23 protein-coding genes are annotated in these 25,298 nt (G+C 65.7%); 13 read left to right on the top strand and 10 right to left on the bottom strand.

Going from position 1 to position 25,298, the window contains the following annotated elements:
• Nucleotides 1–19: 19 nt before the first annotated feature.
• The 3 genes from trpD to moaC are packed head-to-tail and all read left to right on the top strand — an operon-like array spanning nt 20 to nt 2,294.
• On the top strand, nt 20–1,015 hold the full coding sequence (gene trpD / locus AC1DVS_RS06235) for an anthranilate phosphoribosyltransferase (RefSeq protein WP_478022093.1): 996 nt from the start codon (nt 20–22) through the stop codon (nt 1,013–1,015).
• Nucleotides 1,012–1,797 carry an indole-3-glycerol phosphate synthase TrpC gene (gene trpC / locus AC1DVS_RS06230; RefSeq protein ID WP_478021315.1) on the top strand — a complete coding sequence of 262 codons (786 nt, stop codon included), beginning with the start codon at nt 1,012–1,014 and terminating at the stop codon, nt 1,795–1,797. Before trpD ends, trpC begins: the two co-directional genes overlap by 4 nt.
• Nucleotides 1,794–2,294: a cyclic pyranopterin monophosphate synthase MoaC gene (gene moaC / locus AC1DVS_RS06225; RefSeq protein WP_478021314.1), complete on the top strand. Its 501-nt coding sequence runs from the start codon at nt 1,794–1,796 to the stop codon at nt 2,292–2,294. The genes trpC and moaC overlap by 4 nt, the downstream gene beginning before the upstream one ends.
• Here moaC and AC1DVS_RS06220 read toward each other — a convergent pair.
• Nucleotides 2,260–3,807, bottom strand: a complete 1,548-nt coding sequence (locus tag AC1DVS_RS06220; protein ID WP_478021312.1) for a TolB family protein — start codon at nt 3,805–3,807, stop codon at nt 2,260–2,262. The genes moaC and AC1DVS_RS06220 overlap by 35 nt on opposite strands.
• 177 nt (nt 3,808–3,984) lie before the next feature.
• Between AC1DVS_RS06220 and AC1DVS_RS06215 the strand changes: the two genes are divergently transcribed.
• From AC1DVS_RS06215 to lexA, 3 genes are all read left to right on the top strand, one after another.
• Nucleotides 3,985–4,665, top strand: a complete 681-nt coding sequence (locus AC1DVS_RS06215; protein WP_478021311.1) for a 2OG-Fe(II) oxygenase — start codon at nt 3,985–3,987, stop codon at nt 4,663–4,665.
• Between the two features lie 52 nt (nt 4,666–4,717).
• The gene (locus AC1DVS_RS06210; RefSeq protein WP_478021310.1) at nt 4,718–5,917 is read left to right on the top strand and encodes a molybdopterin molybdotransferase MoeA; all 1,200 of its coding nucleotides are present in this window, start codon (nt 4,718–4,720) and stop codon (nt 5,915–5,917) included.
• 69 nt (nt 5,918–5,986) lie between these two features.
• Nucleotides 5,987–6,667 carry a transcriptional repressor LexA gene (gene lexA / locus AC1DVS_RS06205; protein ID WP_478021308.1) on the top strand — a complete coding sequence of 227 codons (681 nt, stop codon included), beginning with the start codon at nt 5,987–5,989 and terminating at the stop codon, nt 6,665–6,667.
• On the opposite strand, the gene AC1DVS_RS06200 is transcribed toward lexA, so the two are convergent.
• On the bottom strand, nt 6,661–7,293 hold the full coding sequence (locus tag AC1DVS_RS06200; RefSeq protein WP_478021306.1) for a 2OG-Fe(II) oxygenase: 633 nt from the start codon (nt 7,291–7,293) through the stop codon (nt 6,661–6,663). The genes lexA and AC1DVS_RS06200 overlap by 7 nt on opposite strands.
• Nucleotides 7,290–9,506: a ComEC/Rec2 family competence protein gene (locus AC1DVS_RS06195; protein WP_478022091.1), complete on the bottom strand. Its 2,217-nt coding sequence runs from the start codon at nt 9,504–9,506 to the stop codon at nt 7,290–7,292. The genes AC1DVS_RS06200 and AC1DVS_RS06195 overlap by 4 nt, the downstream gene beginning before the upstream one ends.
• Nucleotides 9,507–9,585: 79 nt before the next feature.
• Between AC1DVS_RS06195 and gltX the strand changes: the two genes are divergently transcribed.
• From gltX to AC1DVS_RS06180, 3 genes are read left to right on the top strand one after another with little or no spacing between them, the layout of a single operon-like run.
• A complete protein-coding gene (gene gltX / locus AC1DVS_RS06190) occupies nt 9,586–11,031 on the top strand; it encodes a glutamate--tRNA ligase (RefSeq protein WP_478021304.1) in 1,446 nt (481 codons plus the stop codon).
• A gap of 21 nt (nt 11,032–11,052) precedes the next feature.
• Nucleotides 11,053–12,339 (top strand): citrate synthase, encoded by a 1,287-nt coding sequence (locus AC1DVS_RS06185; protein ID WP_478021303.1) that lies wholly within the window; start codon nt 11,053–11,055, stop codon nt 12,337–12,339.
• On the top strand, nt 12,336–12,521 hold the full coding sequence (locus AC1DVS_RS06180; RefSeq protein WP_478021301.1) for a hypothetical protein: 186 nt from the start codon (nt 12,336–12,338) through the stop codon (nt 12,519–12,521). The genes AC1DVS_RS06185 and AC1DVS_RS06180 overlap by 4 nt, the downstream gene beginning before the upstream one ends.
• Nucleotides 12,522–12,668: 147 nt before the next feature.
• Here AC1DVS_RS06180 and AC1DVS_RS06175 read toward each other — a convergent pair whose 3' ends face one another.
• From AC1DVS_RS06175 to AC1DVS_RS06150, 6 genes are all read right to left on the bottom strand, one after another.
• Nucleotides 12,669–14,051 (bottom strand): sensor histidine kinase, encoded by a 1,383-nt coding sequence (locus tag AC1DVS_RS06175; protein WP_478021299.1) that lies wholly within the window; start codon nt 14,049–14,051, stop codon nt 12,669–12,671.
• Nucleotides 14,048–15,154, bottom strand: coding sequence for a DUF2336 domain-containing protein (locus AC1DVS_RS06170; protein WP_478021297.1), 1,107 nt, complete (start codon nt 15,152–15,154; stop codon nt 14,048–14,050). Before AC1DVS_RS06170 ends, AC1DVS_RS06175 begins: the two co-directional genes overlap by 4 nt.
• Before the next feature lie 35 nt (nt 15,155–15,189).
• Complete coding sequence (locus AC1DVS_RS06165) at nt 15,190–16,353, bottom strand: hypothetical protein (protein ID WP_478021295.1); 1,164 nt, start codon at nt 16,351–16,353, stop codon at nt 15,190–15,192.
• 116 nt (nt 16,354–16,469) lie between these two features.
• Nucleotides 16,470–17,159 carry an ABC-2 transporter permease gene (locus AC1DVS_RS06160; protein WP_478021293.1) on the bottom strand — a complete coding sequence of 230 codons (690 nt, stop codon included), beginning with the start codon at nt 17,157–17,159 and terminating at the stop codon, nt 16,470–16,472.
• Nucleotides 17,156–18,067 (bottom strand): ABC transporter ATP-binding protein, encoded by a 912-nt coding sequence (locus AC1DVS_RS06155; protein WP_478021292.1) that lies wholly within the window; start codon nt 18,065–18,067, stop codon nt 17,156–17,158. The genes AC1DVS_RS06160 and AC1DVS_RS06155 overlap by 4 nt, the downstream gene beginning before the upstream one ends.
• Nucleotides 18,068–18,070: 3 nt before the next feature.
• Nucleotides 18,071–18,439, bottom strand: coding sequence for a GntR family transcriptional regulator (locus tag AC1DVS_RS06150; protein WP_478021290.1), 369 nt, complete (start codon nt 18,437–18,439; stop codon nt 18,071–18,073).
• 190 nt (nt 18,440–18,629) lie between these two features.
• Between AC1DVS_RS06150 and AC1DVS_RS06145 the strand changes: the two genes are divergently transcribed.
• The 4 genes from AC1DVS_RS06145 (at nt 18,630) to AC1DVS_RS06130 (ending at nt 23,821) form a co-directional block, all read left to right on the top strand.
• Nucleotides 18,630–19,064: a DUF2844 domain-containing protein gene (locus AC1DVS_RS06145; protein ID WP_478021289.1), complete on the top strand. Its 435-nt coding sequence runs from the start codon at nt 18,630–18,632 to the stop codon at nt 19,062–19,064.
• Nucleotides 19,061–20,398: a DUF3443 family protein gene (locus AC1DVS_RS06140; protein ID WP_478021288.1), complete on the top strand. Its 1,338-nt coding sequence runs from the start codon at nt 19,061–19,063 to the stop codon at nt 20,396–20,398. The genes AC1DVS_RS06145 and AC1DVS_RS06140 overlap by 4 nt, the downstream gene beginning before the upstream one ends.
• 174 nt (nt 20,399–20,572) lie before the next feature.
• Nucleotides 20,573–23,197 (top strand): TonB-dependent receptor plug domain-containing protein, encoded by a 2,625-nt coding sequence (locus tag AC1DVS_RS06135; RefSeq protein WP_478021287.1) that lies wholly within the window; start codon nt 20,573–20,575, stop codon nt 23,195–23,197.
• A gap of 81 nt (nt 23,198–23,278) precedes the next feature.
• Entirely contained in the window at nt 23,279–23,821 is a 543-nt protein-coding gene (locus AC1DVS_RS06130) for a GNAT family N-acetyltransferase (RefSeq protein WP_478021285.1), read from the top strand.
• A gap of 17 nt (nt 23,822–23,838) precedes the next feature.
• Here AC1DVS_RS06130 and AC1DVS_RS06125 read toward each other — a convergent pair.
• On the bottom strand, nt 23,839–25,298 hold a 1,460-nt coding region (locus AC1DVS_RS06125), incomplete at its 5' end, for a terminase (RefSeq protein ID WP_478021283.1).

Below are 25,298 nucleotides of genomic sequence, written 5' to 3'. Positions count from 1 at the left end.
CCGGCATGACGGTGGTGGCGTGACGACTCTCACCCTCCTTCCCGATCCCTCGACTCCGCTCTCCCACGAAAGCGCGGCGCAGGCCTTCGCCGACATCCTCGACGCGAAGACCTCGGAAGAAGCGATCGCCGAGTTCCTCATCGCGCTCGCCGATCGCGGCGAGACCAGCATCGAGATCGCGGAAGCGGCTCGTGCACTCCGCGCCCGCCTCATCCCCATCGACGCACCCCATGGCGCGATCGATGTCTGCGGCACCGGCGGCGACGGCCACCACACCCTCAACGTCTCCACCGCTGTCTCGATCGTCGTCGCGGCTTGCGGCGTCCCGGTCGCGAAACACGGCAACCGCGCCGCCTCCTCCAAGGCAGGGGCCGCCGACACGCTCGAGGCGCTCGGGCTCGACATGGAGCGCGCCGGGCTCAACGCCGAGGCGAGCCTGCGCGATATCGGCATCGCCTTCCTGTTCGCCGGCAACCATCACCCGGCGATGAAGCGCATCACCCCGATCCGCCGCAAGATCGGCCGCCGCACCATTTTCAACCTGATGGGCCCGCTCGCCAATCCGGCGCGCGTGACCCGCCAGCTGATCGGCATCGCCCGCCCCGATTACGCAGCCCCCTATGCCGAGGCGCTCGAACAGCTCGGCACCGAGGCAGCGCTGGTCGTCTCGGGCGAGGAAGGCCTGGACGAAGTCTCGGGGGCCGGCCCGACCATCGCAATCAGCGTCGGCACCCTGTCGATGCCACCGCGTATCGCTCCCGAGGATGCCGGCCTCCCGCGCCACGCCATCGCGGCCATCCGCGGCGGCGATCCCGAATATAATGCCGCCGCCCTCCGCCGCCTGCTCACTGGTGAGCACGGCGCCTATCGCGACGCGGTGCTGCTCAACGCAGCGGCCGCGCTGATGGTCGCCGCCCGCGCAACTGACCTCCCTGAAGGTGTCGCCATCGCTGCCGAAGCGCTCGATTCGGGTGCCGCGAACGCGCTGCTGAACCGCTGGATCGCATATCCATGACTGACATTCTCGACCGTATCCTCGAAACCAAGCGCGCCGAGGTCGCCGCCCGCAAGGCGACGATGCCGCTCGCCGATCTCGACGCCGCCGCCGATCGCCAGAGCCCGCCGCGGGGCTTTCGCGCCGCGCTCGACGCCCGTGCCGCGACCGGCCACGCGCTCATCGCCGAGATCAAGAAGGCAAGCCCCTCCAAGGGCCTGATCCGCGCCGATTTCGACCCGCCCGCACACGCCCGCGCCTATCAGGCCGGCGGTGCAGCGTGCCTGTCAGTGCTGACGGACGAACCCTGGTTCCAGGGCGCCGACTCCTATCTCACCGCCGCCCGCAATGCCTGCGATTTGCCGGTGCTGCGCAAGGATTTCATGGTCGATCCCTGGCAGGTCCCCGAATCCCGCGCGATCGGCGCCGACGCGATCCTGCTGATCATGGCCGCGCTCGACGATGGCCTCCTCGCCGAGATCGAAGCGAGCGCCATCGAATGCGAGATGGATGTGCTGGTCGAAGTCCATGACGCGAAGGAACTCGAGCGCGCGATGAAGCTCAAATCGCGTCTGATCGGCGTCAACAACCGCAACCTGCGCGATTTCACCGTCGATTTCGAGAACAGCTACCGCCTCGTCGACAAGGCTCCGAAGGACTGCACCTTCGTCGCCGAAAGCGGCCTCACCATCCGCGCCGATCTCGACCGCATGGCCGAACACGGCATACATTGTTTCCTGATCGGCGAAGCGCTGATGCGCCAGCCCGATCTCGAGGCGGCAACCCGGGCGCTGGTGGGATGAGCGGCCTCACCCATCTCGACGAGGCCGGTGCCGCGCACATGGTCGATGTCTCGGCCAAGGCGACGACCGCCCGCGAAGCGGTCGCCACCGGCCGCATCACCATGTCGCCCGAAGCCGCCACCGCGATCCGCACCGGCACAGCCCTGAAAGGCGATGTCCTCGCCGTCGCCCGCGTCGCCGGCATCATGGCGGCGAAGAAGACCGCCGAGCTCATCCCGCTCTGCCATCCCCTGCCCCTGACCCGTATCGCGATCGATCTTGCGGTGGACGACGCCGGCGTAACGGCCACCGCCACCGCCGCCACCGATGCGAAGACCGGCGTCGAGATGGAAGCCCTCACCGCTGTCTCGGTCACGCTGCTGACGATCTACGACATGGCCAAGGCGATCGACAAAGCCATGACGATCACCGGCATCCGCCTGCTCACCAAGACCGGCGGCAAGTCGGGCGACTGGAAGGCGGTCAGCGAACCAGCCGATAGCTCACAAACGCGATGAACTTGCTGTCCGGCGACCAGGACGGGACGTTCATCGTCCCCTGCCCGCCGAACAGCCGCGTCAGCACCCGCGGCGGCGCGCTGCCGTCGGCCGGCATGATCTTCAGCATCACGTCGCGGTTCGGCGGATGGTCGCCCAAATCGACATCGAGCCCGAACGACACGTACGCAATCCACTTCTCGTCAGGTGAGATATGCGGGAACCAGTCGCGGTAGTTCGCGTCCCTCGTCACCTGCTCCGGGTCGCTGCCGTCAGCATGCGCCCGCCAGATCTGCATCGCCCCGGTCCGGGTCGAGTTGAAATAGAGGAAGCGCCCATCGGGCGTATATTCAGGCCCGTCATCGACCCCAGGCCCCTTGATCAGCGGCCGCTCCGGCCCGCCCGCCAGATCCTGGGCATAGACATCATAGTCGTTGGTCTCGGAGCGCACGAACACATAGGCGATCGTCTTCCCGTCCGGCGACCAGCCATGCCAGTAGGAGCGCGCATCAGCATGGCTGATCATCAGCCGAGGCGCGCTCGAGCCGGCGAGCGGCAGCAGGTAGATGCGCGAGAGATTGTCCGCCTCTGACTGGTCGGAGATGATCAGCTGCGATCCGTCGGGCGAGATCCCATGATCGTTGTTGTTCTTGCGATTGGGCCCGGTGTCGATGACGGCCGGCTCACCGCCACCCACCGGGATCCGGTAGATCAGCCCGCCGCTGTTGTAGACCAGCGAACTGCCGTCCCGCGTCCAGTTCGGCGCCTCGATCTTCCCGTCGAAATGCCGCACCACGCGCCTGTACACATCGTCGACGCCGACCGGCATCACCTCGAGCGTGCTCTCGACCTTCGCCGGATAGCCCGTGTCGGGCACGACAGCGAGCACCGGCACTGACAGTGCCACGTTGCTGAAAACAGCCGTCTCCTTCACCTTGTTGTCGTGCGCCGAGACAGCAAGGCCGACATAGGACGGGCCCGGCAACGCGATCCGGAAATTGCCGCCCGCATGGTGCAGCTTGCCGTCCGCGCCCGTCACCGAGAAATAGACATACTCGCCCTCACGCTCGAGTCTGATGCCGTGCGGCGCCTTGATGTTCGACGAAATCTCCCGCGTCGGCCCATCCTGAACTTCGCGATACTGCAGCGCGGCTGCGCCATTGCCGTGGATCATCACATCGGCAAAGGGGGATCCCGGGGTCAAATTCTGGCGGATCATCATCCCCGCCTTGCGGTGCGGATCGCCACCACGGCCGATCCAATCGATATCGGCAGCGACATGGAGATCACCCGAACGCCGTGTCCAGACGAAGTGGAACGCATCTTTCTCCGCCCAGATATTGGCGCCGCCGCCCGTCACGCGATAGGTCTTGGTCGCCGGATCGAACGATACCGCGCCCGGCAGCGCAGTCGCGCCGATATCGGCTTGCTGCTCGAAAACGCCGAGCTTCGGACCCGCCTTTCGCGCGTCCGCGGCGCCACCCAGCGCCAGTCCCAGCAGCGTGCTTATGGCAATGATGCGGTTCGCTTTCATAACCCCTCCAGCGTGTCGCGGATCGGCGGCGCCGTCCGGTTCCTTTGCGTGAATGGTACCGCTAACGCCCACGCAAGGCGAGCGGCAAGGCCGCCGATACGAGAAGGAAAGCCGGACCAACTCTTGTGGCGCCGCCCCACGATAAGAGATAGGAACCGGGAAGACGGGATTATAACGATGCCACTCCTTTCCCAGCCGATTGTCGACGATGGCATCCGCCAGCCCCCGCGCCTGGCTTCGATCCAGTCGCCGGTAGTGGTCGGCGCGCAGCACACCGACATCGCGGGCGATCCGTCGGAAGCCCTGGAGAGCTTTACGCGACACCGCGCGGTTGCGTTGTCGGGCCTCCTCGAGCCTGCGTTTCTGCAGACTCTGCTGCGCCTCTGCGGCAAGGCGAGCTTCGTCAGGGATACTGAAACCGACGTCGCGCAACGCGAGCGGGAGGTGCCCGGTATTGCCGGCGGCGCACTCACGCTCGCGCTGAAACGGCAAAACCTGTTCGAGTGGCTCAATCAGGTGACCGGCTGCTGCCCCCTGCACGGCACCTTCGGCCGCGTGATGCAGATCCAGCCTCAAGATCCCCCTTCGCTGAACTGGCACGACGATCTGCCTGAGGACCCGTCGCGGCGTCTGGCGATCACGATCAACCTCAGCGAGCATTCCTATGACGGCGGCCTGTTCGAACTGCGCGCCAAGCAAAGCGGAGAGTTGCTGGCCCGGCATCGGCACACCGAGCTTGGTTCGGCGCTGATCTTCGAAGTCTCCGATCAGCTCGAACACCGCGTATGGCCGGTCACCGCCGGCGGTCCCAGGAGGACCTATACCGGCTGGTTCCTGGACGGCACCGGGCGGCCCTGACGTGCATCTCGCCGCGATGGTCTCCCGCAATCCGAGGCGCTAGGGCGTCGCAATGCCTCCGAAAACCTCCTCGCCTCTCCTCGCCGTCACCGAAGCCCGGACACGCCTGTTCGCGCTCGCACCGCCGATCGACACCGAGACGATCCCCATTCGCGACGCCGCCGGCCGCTGGGCGGCCGACGACATCCGCGCGCTCCGCACCCAGCCCGCCGCCGATCTCTCGGCGATGGATGGATATGCCATCCGCTTCGCTGATCTGCCCGGCCCGCTCACCCTGATCGGTGAGAGCGCCGCCGGGCGCGCGTTCCCTGGCACCGTCGGCACCGGCGAAACCGTGCGCATCTTCACCGGTGCGGCGATGCCCGCCGGCGCCGATACCGTGCTCGTCCAGGAAGAGGCAGCGCGCGACGGCGACCAGATAACGCTCGCCGGCGAAGGGCCGAAGAACCTCGGCCGGAACATCCGCCGCAAGGGCCTCGACTTCTCGACTGGCGACCTGCTCATCGCAAAGGGCGATCGGCTCACGCCCGCGCGGATCGCCGTGGCGGCAACCGGCGGACACGGCGCACTCCCGGTTCATCGCCGCCTGCGCGTCGCCATCGTCGCGACTGGCGACGAGCTCGTCGCCCCCGGCACCGCACTCAGCGACTCCGTACTCCCGGAATCCAACGGCGCCATGCTCGCCGCGATGCTGACCGATCTGCCCGTCGACATCCTCAATCTCGGCATCCTGCCCGACCAGCTGGACGTCATCGCGGACGCCTTTGCCCGGGTCGATGCGGATATCCTCGTCACCACCGGCGGCGCATCGGTCGGCGATCACGATCTTGTCCGTCCCGGGCTCGAGGCAGCAGGCGGCAGCCTCGATTTCTGGCGGATTGCACTCCGCCCCGGCAAGCCGATGATGGCCGGCCGGCTCGGCAAGGCGGTCGTGCTCGGCCTGCCCGGCAATCCGGTCTCTGCCTTCGTCACCGCATTCCTGTTCGTCCGCCCGCTGATCGCGGCGATGTCCGGCGCAGCCGATCCGCTGCCTCGCACCATTGCCGCGATCCTCGGCGAAGACCTGCCGGCGAACGACCACCGCGAAGACTATCTTCGCGCCGAAACGCGGGACGGCCGCGTCTTTTCCCTGGGGTTGCAAGACAGTTCGATGCTCCGCACCCTGGCCCGCGCCGACAGCCTGATCGTGCGCAGACCCCATGCGCCAGCGGCCGTACCGGGCGACTCGGTGGAAATCCTCAGCATCGTCTGACAGGGGGCGCTTGACAGGCGGTTGGAACATTGCGTAAACGTTCCCAGTCTGTTCCGACGGAGAAATGGGATGCTAACGCGCAAGCAGCACGAGCTGATCTGCTTCATCAATGATCGCCTCGCCGAAACCGGCGTGTCGCCCTCGTTCGAGGAGATGAAGGAAGCCCTCGATCTCAAATCGAAGTCGGGCGTCCACCGCCTGATCAGCGCGCTCGAGGAGCGCAAGTTTATCCGCCGCCTGCCGAACCGCGCCCGCGCGCTTGAAGTGCTGCGCATGCCGGAACGGCCGGAGACCGCGCGCAAGGCGGCTGCCGCGACGCCGGCCAGCCCCACTCCCGGCAATGTCCGCAAGCTTCCGGAGCCCGCCAATGACGTGATCGAAATCCCGCTGCACGGCCGGATCGCGGCCGGTGTGCCGATCGAGGCGTTCGAAGGCCACTCGATGCTCGCGGTACCTGCGGCGCTGCTCGGCGGCGGCGAACATTATGCGCTCGAAGTATCCGGGGATTCGATGGTCGAAGCCGGCATCCTCGATGGCGATTATGCGCTGATCCGCCGCACCGATGTCGCCCGCGACGGCGAGATCGTCGTGGCGCTGATCGAGGACAGTGAGGCGACGCTCAAATATTTCCGCCGCGAAGGTGCGATGATCCGGCTCGATCCCGCCAACCGCGCTTATGATCCGCAGCGTTATGCGCCGGATCAGGTGCGCGTGCAGGGCAAGCTGGCGGGGTTGCTTCGGCGCTATTGAGCCGCCCGCGCCCGCCGCACCCAGCAATTGATCGCGAAGCGCGAATCCTCGAAGTTGCGTGACGGGCAGATGACCGGACGTACTTCGTGGCGCGCGAAGGACGCGAATGCGGTCAGGCTGTTCTGCTCGGGCTGAACATCCTCGAAGCGGTCGCTCGCGGGATTGAACGGGTGGAGCCGCAGTGCGCCACCCGAATAGGCTTTGGGCTCGCGGTGGAAATAATAGACCGCACTCAGCACACGGTCACCGGCAGGCTCGATATCCGCGCGATTGCGACGGGATTCAGTGTCGGTATGCTCGCGGTAGAAGTCGCCATCATTATAGGCGATCAGCGAAAGCTGGATGTGCGCCACCTCGAACGCCGCTAAACCAAGCCCCCGCGCCAGTTCGGGCACCGCGTCGCGCACTCGGTGCCGGAACCTATCCTTCCAGGGATAATGGGGCGCCATTGCCGTGGCCGAGCTCCGGAAGTCCGCCCTGAGCTCGCCGCGCCCGACACGTGATGGCGCGAAGCTGGCCTGATTGGCCAGCGCCCAGTCCAGGATCGCCTGATGCTCCTCGACTGGCAGGAAGTCCCGCCATTGCATGTGTGGAGAAGGCTGGTCGAGGCTCGAAAGGGCGTTCACGGCCCGTTTATCGCGTGTCGGCGATACGTGCGCAACGGGGCTATCGGCGGAGTAGGCATCAGCCAGGGGTGCGCATCGCCCGCCTGCCTGACCGTCACCACGCGCCCGTTCGACAGGGACACGGCAACGCCACCCGTCTGCGCCAGGGTCGGGCGGTCGAGCTTCAGCCAGCGCGGGCGGCAGGTCATAGGCAAGCGGCGTTCGCTGACAACGATATCAGCCGTGCCGCATGCAGCGATCAGTTCGGCCACCGGCACCAGATAGGCGCTGCGCGTCGCAAGGATGCGCCAGTCTCGCCCGCCCGCCTGCCGTTGTATGAGGCACAGATCCCGGCTGCACCGCGCATAGGGCTGATCGGAAAGCAGCAAGGGGTCGTCATCGACACCGCTATTCTCCGCCAGCATGTCAGCCGTATAGTCACCGATCCGGTCGCGGAGCAGCGCCAGCCCGCCGCTCGGCGTCCGGATCGCGAGATGCCTGCCATCGCCGGTCACCAGCAGATCGGGTGCGGGCGTAAGCAGCGCCCATATCGCGCCCATCGCAAGCGGCACTGCGCCCAGCCGGCGCCACTTCGTACGCCATAAGGCGATCCACAGGCCGCCGATCACCATCAGGCCGTAGGCTGCCCCAGGCATCGCCGGCAGCGCTGCAACCGAGCCGGGTATGCTGGCGGTGGTGTGTGCGATCCACAGCAACAGATCGAGCGACCGCGCGGTCAGCCACCAGAAGGGCGCGCCCAGGCCTATCAGGTCGAACAGCAAGGCAAGCGCCTCGAGCGGCATCGTCACGAAGGTCGTCAGCGGGATCGCTATGATATTGGCGACCGACCCATAAACGCCCGCCTTGTGGAAATGGAACAGGGAGATTGGGATCAGCGCCAGTTCGACGACGATGCCGGTCAGCAGCAGCGAGGTCAGATCGCGCCCGATCTTGCGCAGCCGCCGTTCCTCGCGCGGCGCAAACCACGCTTTGATCCGCGGATGCTCGTGCAGAGCTATGATCGCAGCCACCGCAGCGAAAGACAGCTGGAAGCTCGGCCCCGCCAGGGACTCTGGATAGAGCAGCAGGACGATAAACGCCCCGGTCGCGACCAACCGCAGCGTCAGGGCTTCGCGCCCCATTGCCAGCGCCACCAGCACCAGCAGCGCCGCCACGCAAGACCGGATGGTCGGCACCTCGGCGCCGGTCAGCAGCGTATAGCCGATCGCCGCCAGCGCCCCCGCGCCCGCCGCGATCAACGGCAGCCTGAACCGCAGCGCCAGCCAGGGGCTGAGCGCAAGCAGGCGCAACACCAGGAACATCACCGCACCGACCACGGCGGTGATATGCAGCCCACTCACCGACAGCAGATGCGCCAGGCCCGAGCGCCGCATCGCATCATTGTCGGCCTGCGGGATCGCGCCCTGATCGCCGGTCGCCAGCGCGGCGGCAATCGCGCCCGCGCCGCCGGGCGCACTTGCCTGGATATGCTGCGACAGCCTTTCTCGCAGCCCGCTCCCGCTCGATATGCCGGGTGCTGTGATCGTTACCGGGCCGAAACCACGTCCGGTCGCGCCAATCCCGTCGAACCACGCCACCCGGCCATAATCATAAGCGCCCGGCACCGCCGGCTCGGGTGGCGGCATCAGGCGCGCGCCGAGCTGGATCGTTGCACCCCGCGACAGGCCCTTGGGCACGTCCCCCACGGCGAGGTTCACGCGGATATGCGGCGGCAGCGTGACGGTCTCCTGCGGCTTCCGCGCGAATCCGCGATTATCACGGCGCCCACCGCCACGCCGCGCCTGGCTCGGCGGGTCCGGCGTCGCGATCACCCGCACTGGCGTCAGCCTCAACCGCACGAGATCACGCGCCGGCAACGGGTCGATTCGCTCGACCCGCGCCTCGAATGTCACGATCGCAGGCCGCTTCAGGATCGCCGCGCTGGCATTCTCCGCCCGCCACCAGATCAGCGCCAGCCCCGCCGCCGCCAGCAACGCCGCCACCGCGACGACACGCCCGGCCCGGCCACCCCGGCCGATCGCGAATGCGAGCAGCGCAACACCGGCAAGCACCAGCAACGTCGCTTTCCACCAGGTCGGATCGGGCGTCAGGAACCAGGCGATGATGCCGGCGCCCAACATCACCGGTATCCACAGGGGAAGCTGGTCGCGCTCGGCCTCGAGCCACCGCTCGAGAGCCGTCTTGCCATTGTGAATCCACCCGCCAGCCGCCATTTGGAGCAGCGTAGGTCGCGTGCTAGGGGCCTCGGCGGCTATACTGGCCATTGATTTTCAAGTCTGGGAGCAAGCGCGTTTGGGCGCAAGGTCTGATACTGCGGCGGCCGATACCGGCACGCCCGCCAACCCGGCGGTGGTGACGCGTTTCGCGCCGTCGCCCACGGGCTATCTGCACATCGGCGGCGCGCGCACGGCGCTGTTCAACTGGCTGTTCGCGCGCCATCACGGCGGCAAGTTCCTGCTGCGCATCGAGGATACCGATCGCGCCCGCTCGACCCAGCCGGCGATCGACGCGATCCTGAGTTCGATGCAATGGCTGGGCCTGGATTGGGACGGCGATGCCGTCTTCCAGTTCGTGCGCGCCAGGCGTCATGCGGATATCGCGTATCAGATGGTTGAACAGGGGAACGCGTATAAATGCTACGCCACCCCCGATGAGCTCACCGCTTTGCGCGAAAGCCAGAAGGCTGCCGGCAAGCCGATGCGCTATGATGGCCGCTGGCGCGATCGCGACCCCGCCGATGCGCCCGAAGGCGCGCCCTTCGTCGTGCGTCTCAAGGCGCCGAAAGAAGGCGCCACCACGATCGACGACAAGGTCCAGGGCAGCATTACCGTCCAGAATGCCGAGCTCGACGATCTCGTCCTGCTGCGCTCTGACGGCACGCCGACCTATATGCTCGCGGTCGTGGTTGACGATCACGACATGGGCGTGACTCACGTCATCCGCGGCGACGACCATCTCAACAATGCCTTCCGGCAGCTGCCGATCATCACGGCGATGGGATGGCCCGAACCGACCTATGCGCACATCCCGATGATCCATGGCAGCGACGGCGGCAAGATGTCGAAGCGGCACGGCGCGGTCGGCGTCGAATATTACCGCGACGAACTCGGTATCCTGCCGGAAGCATTGAGCAATTATCTGCTCCGGCTCGGCTGGGGGCACGGCGATGACGAGATCATCAGCCGCGAGCAGGCGACTGAGTGGTTCGATCTCGGCGATGTCGGGAAATCACCAAGTCGGTTCGATTTGAAGAAGCTCGAGAACCTGAACGGTCATTATATCCGCAGCGCGGACAATGATCGCCTGGCTGAGCTGGTGACCCCGCGACTCGGGTTCGAACTCACGGCACAGCAGCGCGAAATGCTTCAGCGCAGCATGGAATCGTTGAAGCCTCGCGCTGCGAATCTCAACGAGCTTGTGTCCGGCGCGGCCTTTTTGTTTCGCACTCGCCCACTGGAAATGGACGGCGATGCAGCATCTTTGCTCTCGGGTGATGCACCCGTGCTGCTGGGGCGCCTGCACGCTGCCCTTGACGCGGTCGGCAACTGGGATGCAGAGGCGCTCGAAGACGCGGTTCGCCGGGTGGCGGACGATGCGGGAGTGAAGCTTGGCCAGGTCGCGCAGCCGTTGCGGGCAGCGCTGACCGGGCGCAAGACCTCACCCGGGATTTTCGATGTGCTCGAGCTGCTCGGGCGCGAGGAAAGCCTGGGACGCATCGCCGACCGGATGACTGGTTGAGGGTTCGAGAAAGGACATTTGATGAGCGACGCCGCGCCCCCCCGGATCAATATCGGGAATCATGATTATGCGGTTCTTGCCGGCAGCGTCGGCCCGGAAGTCATCGATATCCGCAAGCTCTACGCCGATACCGGCATGTTCACCTATGATCCCGGCTTCACCTCGACGGCGAGCTGCGAGTCAGCGCTCACTTATATCGACGGCGATGAGGGCGTGCTGCTCCACCGCGGCTATCCGATCGGCCAGCTCGCTCGGGAATCAAGCTTCATGGAGGTCTCGTACCTCCTGCTGAACGGCGAACTGCCGGGCAAGGCCGAGCTCGATCATTTCAGCTACACCATCACCCGCCACACCATGCTGCACGAGCAGCTCGCGACCTTCTATCGCGGCTTCCGGCGCGATGCGCATCCGATGGCGATCATGTGCGGCATCGTCGGCGCGCTCTCGGCCTTCTATCATGATTCAGCGGACATTACCGATCCGCACCAGCGCATGGTCGCCAGCCACCGGCTGATCGCGAAGATGCCGACCATCGCTGCGATGGCATATAAATACTCCGTCGGTCAGCCCTTCCTCTATCCCGACAACAGCCTGTCCTACACCGGCAACTTCCTGCGCATGACGTTCGGCGTTCCGGCCGAGCCCTATGTGGTCAACCCGATCGTGGAGAAGGCGCTCGACCGCATCTTCATCCTCCATGCCGATCATGAGCAGAACGCCTCGACCTCGACCGTCCGGCTCGCCGGCTCGTCGGGTGCCAACCCCTTTGCGTGCATCGCGGCCGGCATCGCCTGTCTGTGGGGCCCGGCGCATGGCGGCGCCAATGAGGCCGCGCTCAACATGCTGCGCGAGATCGGCACCGTCGATCGCATCCCGCACTATATCGCCCGCGCCAAGGACAAGAACGACCCGTTCCGGCTGATGGGCTTCGGCCACCGGGTCTACAAGAATTACGATCCGCGTGCGACCGTGATGCAGGAGACGGTGCGTGAGGTGCTCGGCGCGCTCGGCGTCAGCGATCCCGTGTTCGACGTCGCGCTGCGGCTCGAGGAACTGGCGCTCAGCGATCCGTATTTCATCGAGAAGAAGCTGTTCCCGAACGTCGATTTCTATTCGGGCGTGATCCTCTCGGCGATCGGCTTCCCGACCACGATGTTCACCGCGCTGTTCGCGCTCGCCCGCACCGTCGGTTGGGTCGCGCAGTGGAACGAGATGATCTCGGATCCGGCGCAGAAGATCGGCCGGCCGCGCCAGCTCTACACCGGCCCGGTCCAGCGCGACTATGTTCCTGTGGACAAGCGCGCGTGAAAGCCGTGACCACCATCATCGGTGTGCTCGCCGTATTGATGGGGTTGCTCTGGATCGGCCAGGGCACGGGCTATATCCACTGGCCGGCATCGAGCTTCATGCTCGACCAGCGTATCTGGTCGTTATGGGGCGCCTTGCTCGCGGTGATCGGGATCGTGCTGATCAGGATCGGACGGCGGTAGCACAGAGACGCGATCGACTGACCCCAGCCGTCATGCCGGACTTGTTCCGGCATCCACTGTTCCGCAAACTCATCGCCGTTTGGTTTTCGGCACGGTGGACCCCGGAACATGTCCGGGGTGACGAGGTAGTTAGTCGGAAAGGGGAATCTATTCCCCATAGGGCAACGTAAACACGAACCGCGCGCCCTGGCCCGGCGCGCTGTCCACCGTCACATCGCCGCCCATCGCCCGCGCCAGCCGCCGCGCGATGTACAGGCCAAGCCCGCTGCCACCCGGCTCGCGGGGATCGACTCGCTCGAACTTCTCGAAGATCCGTTCCTGGTCGCCGGCGGCGATGCCCTTGCCCTGATCGGCGACGATGATCGCGGCAAAGCCATTCTCGCGCTCGGCGCGGATCCACACCATGCCTTCAGCGGGCGAATAGCGCACTGCATTGCCGATCAGGTTGACCAGCACCTGCAATGCCCGGCGAAACTCGCCCGTCGCGGGCAATATGTCCTGCGGCGCCGGCTTGTCGATCCAGACCTGCGCCTCGGATGCGCGGACCGCGAGCAGCCCGGCCGCACGCCGCGCGACATCGGCAAGATCGACCGGTTCCTTCGCCACCACGAAATCGGGCCGTTCGATCGCCTGGAGATCGACGAGATCGTCGACCAGCCCCATCAGATGCCGCCCGGCGCTCGCGATATCAGCCGCGTAATCGGCATAATCCTGGCGCAGCGGCCCTTCGGACTGGGCATTGATGCTGTCGGCATTGGCGATGATCCGCCCAAGCGGCGTCCGCAGCGCGCGGTCGAGCCGGACGGCAAACGCCTCGGAAACACTCTCGCGCGGCGCCTCGGGCGGGGTGGCGACTGGCGCCGGCGTTTCATCCTCGACCATGTGCGCCGAACCGACAAAGCCGGCGAACACGCCGCTCGGGTCAGTTCGCGGCGCGGCGGACAGGCGCACCTGCCGCCCGCTCGCGCGGATCGTCGCGCGCTGGTCTTCGAAGCGCTGGTGCATCGCGAGTCCGCCAAGGATCGGGAACGCGCCCTCGCGATCCTCTCCGAGCGCGAATAATTTGGTCAGCGGCTGTCCGAGCATTGCGCCCGAATCGAAGCCGAAACTCGCCCCGGCGTTGATCGACAGGAACGTGATGCGGAGCGCCGAATCGGTTTCCCACGACCAGTCGCCGGCGTTGCGCAGGAAATCGCCGTCGCGCTCGCCCTGCGCCGCCTCCGGATACCAGGCGGCACGGGTGCGCCAGCCGGTGACCGTCAGCCTTACGCCCTCGGTGCCGGGTTCGGCGCGGACCCAGAGCTCGACATCGTCATCGCCATCCGCCGCAACCACGCCGCGCGAGACGAGAATGCCGAGCCGCTGCGCAAGCCGCGACAGAGTCGCGATCTGCGGGATCGCGATCGGCTGGCCAATGCCACCGCCCGCGCGGGCATTGAGTTCGTGGAGCTTCTTGTCCGCCTTGATGAGACGGCCGTCGCGGTCGATCAGCCCGCGCACCGGCGGCAGCATCGGTTCAGTCACGTTCATGCGTGGCCTCCCCTGCTCAGCGCCAGCAGCGCGATGCGATAATCCGGCTGCAACAACAAGGGCGCGAGCGCGGCACGAGCCCTCTCGCCCGGCGTCGCCGCGATATCGTCAAGCTCGTCGGCAAAACTGTCCAGGTCGCGGCGCGGATCAGCCTCGCTCAGCGCAAGACCGATTCGCGCGATCGACGCACGATCGACCTCGAGCGCGCGCAGCACCAGCCACAGCCGTGCCGCTTCGGGGTCGAGCAGGATCTCGCGCGCATCGCTATACTCGACGCCCAGCGCATGGGCGATCAGCGCCGCGCACAAGGCCGGTCGGCGATCGGCAATCGCCTCGACCAGCAGCGGCGCGAGCTCGTCGGCGCGGGCATCCAGCGCCGCCGCCAGCCGCATCGCGGTCGCTTCGAGCCGCTCGCCCTCGTCATGCGCCGCAAAGCTGCGCGAAGCCGCCTCGACAAGCGCGCGGTCGAGCATGGGCAGCGCCTCACCCGCCGGCTCGGCAATCGGTTCGCGCAGGGCAGCCGCAACCCACCAGACCAGCCGGTGATGGAGCTCGGCGGGAAGATCGGTGCGAGTCGGCAGCCCCTCGGTCTCGCCGCGCCGCCGGCTCTCCGCGGCGAGCAGCGCCATGGACGCGCTGGCGACCACGGTGTCGGGATGCTGGATGAGTCTCGCGAGCAGGCTCGCGCGATCAGGATCCTCCGGCGCGTCGATCGGCAGGGCCTCGGCGAGTACATCCTGGCGCGCGCGTCCGACCATTTCGCGCATCAGCTCAGGCTCGCGCAGCAGGCCGGCCGCGACCAGCCGGCCGTACACCGGAGGCGCGGTTTCGAGCGCGGCGGCAAGCTCGGCATTGCGGTTGGAGAGCAGGCGCGCGGCGTGGCGCCGCACCGCGTTGTCGATCGCCGTGACCAGCGCCTCGAGGGTGCGGCCAAGCACCGCACGCAGCCGTTCGTCGATCCGCGCATCGGCCGGCAAAAAGAAATCGTCGACCGCGACCGCGAGCCGGTAATCGGCGCGCATGTCTGCTGCAGCCGCGCGAGAGAGCAGCTTGCTGACCCCCCGGTGGGTGCCGTCATCCATGTCGCCGTCATTACTCGACATGCACCTTGATCTAGGGATTTATCGTTAAAACCAGCCTAAGGCTTTTCACGAAACGCCTCAATGGCTCCGCTGAGCGTTGCGGCTGCATAAACGCCTGCAAAAGCGAGCGCCGCGAGTGGTGGCGCCCACACGATAATCGGCAACATTATCAATGGATAGGCCAGCGGGCTTGCCCACCAGCGCCGGCGCGTCGCGGCAGTGCCGGCGCGCTCGACAAGCGCGGCGGCCAGGATCGCAGCGATCGCCGCCACCCAGCCCGCAGCCGAGCCCCGCCCAAGCAGCAGCGCGGCCAACGCTGGAGTCGCCAGCAAGGCAATGCGCTGGAGGCGGACCCCGAGCGCCTCGTCGCGCAGATTCGCAACCGTCTCGCCGATCGAAAACCCGATCATCGCGAGAATCGCCAGCAGCAACCCGCTCGCCGGCCAGCCGAACCAGAGCGCAGCGAATCCCCCCGCCGCAAGCACCGCCGCCGATCCGCCCACCGCCACGCTCGGCACGTTCTTCGCGACCAGCCGCGGCAGCGCGAGGCGGGCCAGCGGCGCGAGGATGAAATGATCGGCCCAGGGCCGTGGCCGTGGCACCAGCGCCGAAAGGATCGCCCTGCCCTTCTCCGCCAGCCGCCGCGAATCGCGCTCAATGCCATGCGCCTCGGCGGCGGCGCCCGCCGGCAGCCGCACCTGCTCCGCGCCCGACTGCGCCGCGACCCGCAACAGGGTCGACTGGAAATCATAATCCTTCGGCATCGCCGCCACCTCGGCGATTCGTTTCGGGTCGAGCAGGGCAAGCCCCGCCCAGGCAGTCCGCACGCCGACCCGCTCATAGCGGCTGGCGCCCTCGCGATCGTCCGTAACGAGCAGCACATCGCCGGGGACCGCGAGCATCGGGGTCATCATCTCGTTGGTCGTCATCAGCCCATCGGCGACGGCCATCACCCGCGACAGCGGATGGAGCTTCTCGGCCGCCTCGCCCGCGGTGCGAACCGCGTCGACGGACGCCCCGCGCCGCCCGATCCGGTTGATCGCGCCGAGCAACTCGGGCGTGAGCCGCTCGATCACCAGGATGATCTGCGACGCCCCCGCCGCGACCAGCAGCCGCGCCTGGAACTCGATCAGCGTCAGCCCGCCGAACGGCAGCGTCGCGGCCAGCGTTCCCGGCCGATCATCGGCATCCTCAGTCGCGAAAATCAGTCCGGCAAGCATGATGGGCTGGTAGGGCGTGTCCGCCTTTCCCGCAACACGGCGGCGATCAGCGCCTCCAGGCGCCCGGTGGTCGCCAGCCTGCTGTGCTCGAACGCCCGATTTCAGCAGCGCGCCGATCAGATGAAATCCCGCTTCATGTTCTGGATGAACATGGTCGCCACGATCAGCAAGATAGCCACACCGACCTGCGCTCCAGCGATCGCGATCGCCGCCGAATTCCAGACGGCGTGGGGGCCTGCGACATGGTGGGCGATCGGATCGAGATAGGCGATCGTCGACAGATAGCCCGTCGTGGCCATCTCCACGATCGCGATGGACAGCACGGTAATCCCGAGCGACTGGAACATCAGGCTGACGCAGAGGATGGCGGTATAGGCGAGGAAGCCGCCAAGCGAGATCATCGCCGCAAAGGGAACCGTGCTGAGCGGGAAAAGGCCAAGCCCGAAGGCGAAGTAGAATCCGATCGCGCTGATCGCCAGCCAGCCGGCGCCGAACACGGGCAGATTGACCAGCAGCTTGGCCCGGGTGAATTCCTTCACTGTCACCGGCAGGCTCATGATGAAGGGCTGAGTCGACTTTTCCTTTTCGAAGACGTTGGTCTTCATGAGGATGACGATGCCGCAGGTGCCCACCGGGCTCATCAGCAGCAGGAAGCCCATATTGAGCAGCATCCATGTCGGCACCTGCCCGTACAGCGCCGCCAGGATGCCGATAGCGACAAGGCTGACCAGGCCGAACATTGCTATGGTGCGGCTCATCAACCGGAAGTCTTTGCGGACGAGTTGGGGGACGATCGACGCGCTCATGATGCAAGCTCCGGCTGGGCGTTCGCCTTGGCGAAATTGACATTGGCCAGGAATATTTCTTCGAGTGTCAGCCGCTCGACGGCGTTGACCTCAAGTCCGGCGGCGGTGAACTCCCCCGGCACCTCATCGTCATAATCGTTGACGATAACCGACCACAGACGCCCGCTCCGCTGCACGCCCTTGATATTGCGCAGCTTCGGCAGAGCTGCCGCATTGGCGTTGGTCAGGCGCAGCCGGCGCCAGCCATCGATGAAATCCTCCTTGTTGCGGGAATCGAGGACGCGGCCACCATGGACGAAGGTGATGTAATCGGAGATCTGCTCGACATCCAAAGTGTTGTGCGACGAGAACAGGATCGAGCGCGTTTCATCCTCGAGCGCGTTCATCATCTCGTCGAGCACTTCCTTGCGGACCGCAGGATCGAGACCCGTTGTCGGCTCGTCGAACACCAGCAGGTTCGGGCGGCGTGCGAGCGCCAGCAACAAAGTCGCCTTGACCCTCTGGCCGTGTGACAGCCCCTTGACCTTCTGGTTCCTGTTGAGATCGAAGCGGCGCAGCAAAAGGCCGGCATAATCTTCGTCCCAGGAGTCGAAGATCGACCGCACGAAGTCCATGTGGAAAGCGATGGTCTCGCTTTCGTAAAGCCGCATGTCCTCGGCAACGAAGCCGATATTGCGTTTTGCGGCGATCTGCTCGTCGGGCATGGAATAGCCCAGAACCTTCACTGAACCGCTTTCCGGGCCGAGAAGCCCCATCACGATGCGCAGGATCGTCGATTTTCCGGCGCCGTTGGGGCCGACAAGGCCCATCACGGTGCCTTGCTCGAAGGACAGATCGACGTCGCGCAATTGAAAATGCGGATAGCATTTGCTGATGCCCCTGCACTCGATGGCCATGGGTAGATGCATTTTTTATTCCCTGTTCTGATCTATCAGGCGCAGTAATTCGTCGTCCGGAATGCCGAGCGTGTCCGCCAGCTTCCCGGCCTGTTTCAGGTGATGGAGCAGCTCTTTTCGCTGGATCGTCCTCAGATCGACCGTGTCGTTGACCCGGCTCCCCCTGCCCTGCTGGGTGACGATGACCCCCTCGCGCTCCAGTTCGAGATAGGCGCGCTTGACGGTGATGATGCTGACCTTGATCCCCGTCGCGAGCTCCCTGATCGATGGCAGCGGCGTGTTGGGCGGCCAGTCGCCCACCGCGATGCGTTGTTTTATCTGCTCCATGATCTGCTGATACAGCGGGCGGCTGTCGGTCTGTGAAAACGTAAATCCAAATTCCATATACACAGTATATACAGCTGCCACCCCCAGTCAACCCCGGCAGCGTATCCGCTTGACAGCCGTCCGCCGACCGATACTCTCCACCCGGTTCGCAACGGTCGGGAGCCCGCAGCGTAACCGGTTCATTTTTCACGAAAGTTCGCTGATCGTGCCCCCAGGTTCCAGGTCTCTCATACTCCCCCTCGCCTTCATGCTCCTCGCCCCGGCCTGCGCGCATGCCGAACTGGGTGGCAGCGCCGCAAGCGTGAAGGCGGACAGCGCTCATATCGGCACCCGCATCGCCACGGTCGCCAAGGACAGTTACTCGCGCCACGACATCACCCGCGCCAATGGCGGCGTGGTGCGCGAGTTCACCAACGCCAAAGGCCAGGTCTTCGCGATCACCTGGTCCGGCCCCGGCAAGCCCGATCTGCGCACCCTGCTCGGCCGCCACTTCGCCGCGCTGCAGGGTTCGAGCGGAACGATCGGCCGGACGATGCACTCGCTGCGTCGCCCGCTCCAGGTCAGCCAGCCCGATCTGCAGATCCAGACCAGCGGCCATATGGGCTGGTTCAGCGGCGTCGCCTTCATCCCCTCGCTTGCGCCGAGCGGATATTCGACCAGCGATCTGGCGCAGGAGCCATGATCAAGGTCCGCCCCTTCACCGCGTTGCTCGCAGCGCTCGCGCTCGCCGGATGCAGCGGCGGCGGCGGCACCTCGACGCCCGCCCCAACGCCCACGCCGACCCCCGCGCCGACACCAACACCAACCCCCACGCCAACCGCAGTCCTGAACACCGCCACCGTCACGCTCGATGCCGGCCCCGCCGCGCTCGGCTTGGGCCCCGATGGCTATGCCGCGTTCAACGAACCCTATGTGACGATCACCATCTGCGCGCCGGGATCGACCAGCAACTGCCAGACGATCGACCATATCATCCTCGACACCGGCTCGGTCGGCCTCCGGATCGTCCAGCCGGTGCTCAATGCGAGCCTGCTCGCGGCACTGCCGACCCAGAGCGACGCAAGCCACAATGCGGTCGGCGAATGCTATCAATATGTGAACTCCTTCGCCTTCGGATCGGTGCGCCACGCCGATTTTTCGATCGCGGGGGAGAAGGTCGCCAACATGCCGTTCCAGACGATCGGCGACACCGGCACCTTCGCGACAATTCCAGCGACCTGCTCGGCGGGCGGCGGCAGCCCGATCGTGACGGTGCAGGATTTCGGCGCCAACGGCATCATCGGCGTCGGCACGACCATCACCGATTGCGGCAGCTTCTGCACCGTGAACGGAGGCCAGTCGGCCGCAATCTATTATGATTGCCCGGCCGCCGGATGCAGCGCGATCATCGGCCGCGCGGCCAATGCCTCGGCGCCGTTCGAGCAACTGCCCAATCCGGTCGCCGCCTTCCCGGTCGACAATAACGGCACGATCCTGACCATGCCCGCGGTCGCCCAAGCCGGCGTGCCGACCCTGACCGGCACGGTGACCTTCGGCATCGGCACCCAGGCGAACAACAGCCTGACCGCAGCGAACATCCTGCCCGCCACCACTTCGTCGAGCAATCGCGGGCCGGGCCTGCTCACCGCGACCTACAAGGGCAAGTCGCTGACCCAGAGTTTCATCGACAGCGGCAGCAATGATTATTTCTTCATCGACACCAGCCTGAACCCCTGCACCGATAGCGGCCTGATCGCCTTTTATTGCCCGCTCTCGCCAGTGTCGCTCTCGCCGACGCTGACCGCGACCAACGGCGCAACGGCGAGCGGCGCCTTCACCCTGTACAGTCCGCTCAACGTCGCCAATTCCTCGCACGTCGCGCCCGGGCTCGGCATCAACCCAACCCTCGTCACCCCGCCCTTGCCCTTCGCCAACAGCTTCGATTTCGGCATGCCCTTCTTCTTCGGGCGCAGCGTCTATACCGCTATCGAGGGCCGCCAGGCGGGCTCGGTGCTGGGGCCGTATCTCGCTTTCTGATCGGAATGGATCGAGCGCGGCCGGCCCAACCGCCCAAGTAATGCGCCGAAGTGGTTTTGTGCGGCAGTCCCGGGATTGACAATGTCCCGGGCGAGCGTAGCTTTCGATACCTACCGAGGGGATGCCCTGAACGGCGGTTAATAGACCGTATTCAAGGTAAAAGGGGCATCTCCAATGGCTGGACAAGTCAAAGCAGCATATCGCGCGCGCGTTCTTTTCACATCGACAGCAATTGCCACGGCACTGTTGCTGAGCGACGCCGCCGCCGCGCAAACCGCAAGCGCTGACGACGACAAGAGCGACATCGTCGTCATCGGCACGCGCCGTACCGACCGGACCGTGACGACCTCCGCATCGCCGATCGACATCATCAGTTCGGCCGAGCTCAACGCGCAACCCGCAGCCGACATGCTCGATCAGGTGAAGAACGTCGTCCCGTCCTTCTATGTCGGCCAGAACACGATCTCCGACGCATCGAGCTTCGTCCGCGCACCCTCGCTGCGCGGGCTGCCGAGCGACGAAGTTCTCGTGATGATGAACGGCAAGCGCTATAATCGCAGCGCGCTGGTCCAGGTCTATACCGGCGGCGACACCGGCCTCTCCTTCGGCTCGCAGGGCTCGGATATTTCCGCGATCCCCTCGATTGCGATCAAGAGCCTCGAAGTGCTGCGCGACGGTGCAACCGCGCAATATGGTTCGGACGCGATCGCCGGCGTGCTCAACTACGGCTTGAAGGAGGTTTCCGGCCTCGATGTGGTCGGCCGCTTCGGCCAATATTACCAGGATGGCGACGGCAAGAGCTACCAGATCGCAGGCAATTACGGGCTCGGCATCGGCGATATCGGCTTCATCAATCTGAGCGCCGAATATCACAAGGACGAGCAGACCAGCCGCGGCGCGACGCGGCCCGCCGCCGCCAACTTCGCGGCGCTGGTCCCGGCGCTCGCCCCGCAAATCCCCAATTATCCAAAGCCGGCCCAGCTCTGGGGCTCCTCGCCGTCGCACGGCTACAAGCTGCTGCTCAATTCGGCGATCGACGTCACCGACAATTCCAAGCTCTATCTGTTCGTCAATTTCGCGCACAGCAGCTCGACCGAGAGCTTCAATTATCGCCCGGTTCTCACCACCACCGCGGTCGATCAGGCAGGCGTAACCCATACGCTGGGCGCCAATGGGTCGTTCAATCCGATCTATCTGACGCCCTGCCCCGCCGCCACCCCGACCTGCCCGGCCGGCGGCTTCGTAAGGGACGCCAATACGTTCAAGTTCCGCACGATCTATCCGGCAGGCTTCACGCCGCAATTCGTTGGCGTGACTGAGGAGATCTACGGCACCGCCGGCTACAAGGGCGATCTTGGCGGCCTCCATTATGACCTGTCGGGGACGCTGAGCCGCAACACACTCGATCTTTCGATGTACGGCTCGCTGAGCGCTTCCTTCGGCCCTCAATCCAAGACCAGCTTCAAGTTCGGCACGCTGGTGCAGGAGGAAGCCGACGCCAATCTCGATCTCAGCTATCCGCTCGAGATCGGCCTGGCGAGCCCGCTGACGATTTCGGGTGGCGGCGAATGGCGCAAGGAAACCTATCAGCAGACCGCCGGCGATCCGCAATCCTATGGCGCCGGGCCCTATGCCGTGCAGCAGCTCTATACGCTGGTCAGCCCCGGTGTTTACAGTCATCTCCCAACCGACGTCGCCAGCCAGTCGCCCGGTGCAAGCGGCTATGGCGGCACCAGCCCCGAGGCTTCGGGCAGCTGGAGCCAGGCCAGCTATGCCGGCTATGTCGCGCTCGAAACCGATATCGTGAAGGCGCTGAGCGTCGGCGTCGCCGGCCGCTACGAGCATTATGATACCTTCGGCAGCGCCTGGGTCGGCAAGTTCAACGCGATCTGGAAGATCGTCGACGGCTTCTCGGTCCGCGGCACCATCGGCAGCGGCTTCCATGCGCCGTCGCCGGGGCAGTCGAACGACGAGATCCTCACCACCAACTTCGTCGCGGGCAACCAGGTGCAGACCGGCACTTATCCCGTCAGCACCGCAATCGCCCGCTATTATGGGGCGAAGACGCTGAAGCCCGAGGAATCGACCAATTACGGCGTCGGCTTCGTCGCAACGCCGATCAGCGCGCTGACGCTGACGGTCGACGGATACCGCATCGATGTGCGCAACCGCATCGGCATCACCCAGAACTTCACGGTGACGGCGGCGGACGTCATCGCCCAACCGGCGCTCGCGGCGGTCGGCGCCGGCGGCAACATCAATTACTTCACCAACGGCTTCAACACGCGGACGCAGGGCGTCGATGTGGTCGCCACCTATCGCACCACGCTCAGCGAGGCGCTGCTCAACTTCACCCTCGCCTATAATTACAACAAGAGCACCGTGACCAAGCGGGACACATCGGTGATCAGCGACGCGCAGGTCATCGACGTCGCCCATCTCGCGCCGAACCACCGCGCGATCTTCACGACCAACTGGTCGATGGGGGATCTCAGCATCACCGCACGCGAGAATTTCTACAGCTGGTGGCAGAACGAGGTCGATTATCCCGGCCAGCGTTTCAGCTCGAAATTCACGACCGACCTGGACGTCAGCTACACCTTTGCCCGTCATTATACCCTGACGGTCGGTGCCGCCAATCTGCTCGACACCCGTCCGGACAAGATCAAGCAATCGGCTGCCAACGCGGTCTATCCGATCACCTACAGCACCGCCGACGGCCAGATCTTCCCGCGCAACGGCGGTCCGTTCGGCTTCAACGGCGGCCTCTGGTATGTTCGCGTGCGCGCCAAATACTGATCCGCGCAAGCAATGGATCCGGGAGCGCCGCCGCGCTTCCGGATCCTTTGACTTCCGGCCGGTTCGGAACATGATAGGCCAATGCCCAGCTTCACCCACCGTCTCGCCCGGATCGAGGATCTCGAAACCCTGCGCGCGCTGATGCGCCGCTCGATCGGCCATCTCCAGCAGGGCTTCCTCTCGCCCGAACAGGTCGGCGCCAGCCACAAGGTGATGGGCCTCGACAGCCAGCTGGTGCGCGACCAGACCTATTTCATCATCGAGAGCGGCGGCGCGATCGCCGGCTGCGGCGGCTGGAGCTGGCGCGCGACGCTCTATGGCGGCGACGACAGCGTCGTGACCCGCGAGCCCGAGCCGCTCGACCCGGCAATAGACGCAGCCCGCATCCGCGCCATGTACACGGATCCCGATTTCGCCCGGCAGGGCGTCGGCCGCCTGATCATGAACCTGTGCGAGGCGGCCGCCCGCGCGCATGGTTTCAAGCGGGTGGAGATGATGGCCACGCTGTCGGGCGAACCACTCTACCGCGCCTGCGGCTATCTGCCGATCGAGCATGTCTCCTCGGCGCCGATCAACGGCGTCACTGTCCCGCTGATCCGCATGGGCAAGGCGCTTCCGGACTGAACCGGCGGAGCCCGGCATCAATCATAGATGTCCCGGGGCCAGAACGGGTTCGGCTCAGAAAGCTGGCGGCAGAGTTCCTGGTACTCGTCCCCCTCCGGCTGGCGGTCGCTGCGGCTATCCTGCCGCCATTCGTCACGCGAGGGATGGACATAGGGCTGGATCGTGAGCGGCATCACCGGTTCGGCGAAGGTTAGTGCAAGCGCATCGGCATCGTCGGGCGAGGCGAGGCCGCGGGCTTTCATATGCTCCTTCTTCTCGAGCTGGATCGAGACCTGGTCGGCGGCATAGCCATATTCGACCCCGGTCAGGTCAGTGGCGAGCGTCTCCTCGTCGGGGATCGCGCCGCCTTCGAGCCAGCCGCGCATATTGGTCCACATCTCGGAGCGCTTGTTGGCTGTCTTGACCCGCATCTCGCCCGCCCAGTGCGCCTCCCGGCCCTGGGCGCCGAACCAGACTTCATGGACATTGGGGACACCCAATTGCCGCAGCCGGTCGATCACCGCCGCCCCGATATTCCCCGCATCGACGAAGATCGCATCGGGGCAGTGGAGCTGCGCCTGAAGCGCGACATCGCCGGCGAGCGTCATCGAGTCCTGCTTGTGCCAGCGCTTCCACGGCCTTGTGCGGGCATCGCGGCCATGGCGGATGGCGAGCGTCGAATGATCGTCGCCGAACCGCGCGCAGTCGAGGCCGAAGATGATCGGGTCGCTGATCAGGGGATAGGCGGGGCGGACGCGGGCGGCGTCGACCAGCGCGGTCCCGATGAACTGCATCGACGAGCTCGACGGGAACTGGCCGCGGACACGGACGCGGACGATGTCGCTGTCTTCGCCATAGGTTTCGACCAGCTCGTCGAGATAGGCCTTGTTGGTGCCCTCCACATCGCGGCTGTCGATCTGCTTTGCGTCCCACAGGTTTCGGAAGCGGCCGAAGCATTCGCGGAACGGGCCGGTATTATGGGTGGGGTTGCCGAAGGCGAGGAAGATGATCTCGGTCTCCTCGTCGGTGAGCGCGCCGAGCGCCACCTCCCAGACCTTCGAGGGGATGCCCGAGGCTTCATCGAACACCAGGATGATGCGCTTGCCCTGATTGTGGAGGCCAGCGAACGCCTCGGTATTGGTGACCGACCAGGTGACGAGGTCGGATCGCCAGCTGCGGTCATGCCCCGGCGTTGTGGAGACGAGCGCCGTCGCGGTCGGGCGGAACCAGTCTTTCGTCATCGACAAATTATGCCATTTGATGATCTCGGGGCTGGTCTTGGTGAGCAGCTGGTTCTCGGTGTTGGCGGTGACGACCACACGCGTATCCATCCCCGTATCCAGCCCCCATTTGACCAGCATCGCGATCAGCGCTGACTTGCCGATGCCGTGGCCCGACGCGCGGGCGATCCGGCACGGCGTGAAGCGCGTGGCAGGATCGGTTAGGTGCGATCCGATTGCCGCCATGACGTCACTTTGCCAGGCGCGCGGGCCGGCGA

The organism is Sphingomonas sp. P3_C5 (assembly GCF_056402635.1).
The sequence above is the reverse complement of the archived record's forward strand: the minus strand, read 5'-3'. Positions and strand labels throughout refer to the sequence as shown.